This is a genomic window from Cognatiyoonia sp. (assembly GCF_965661665.1).
GTDB lineage: Bacteria > Pseudomonadota > Alphaproteobacteria > Rhodobacterales > Rhodobacteraceae > Cognatiyoonia.
Map to the genome: position 1 here is coordinate 75,857 of NZ_CBFIEO010000015.1, position 330 is coordinate 76,186.

Genomic DNA, 330 nt, shown 5'->3' on the forward strand with positions numbered 1-330 from the left:
GGTGGCTCCTTCAGCTACGTTCCTTTTGGAGGCCTCATCGTGTTCATCGCAGCCAGTGCACTGGCCTACTGCGCTTACAAAAGCCTGAGCGTCCTGCGCTTCGCTTTGCCAATCGCTGTGTTGTTCCACCTCTACATGATTGTTGCGAATATGGGTGCCAGCGGGGAATGGCCGATCTGGTCAATCGTTTTTGGTGCGTTCATCGTCCTGTTGGCGATTTTGGCGCGACCGATCTACAGCGCATCAGCCGAAGGGAATTTCTACTTCTCCGATCTCTGGAACGAGTTCTTTGCCGGATTGATGCCACCAACAATCCTGATCTCTTTTGCT

At 53.0% G+C, this 330-nt stretch carries 1 pseudogene; it reads left to right on the top strand.

Annotation, left to right across the window (positions count from 1 at the left end):
* Positions 1-39 precede the first annotated feature (39 nt).
* A pseudogene (locus ACTF5F_RS10950) lies at positions 40-330 on the top strand (TRAP transporter large permease subunit); the annotation flags it as partial.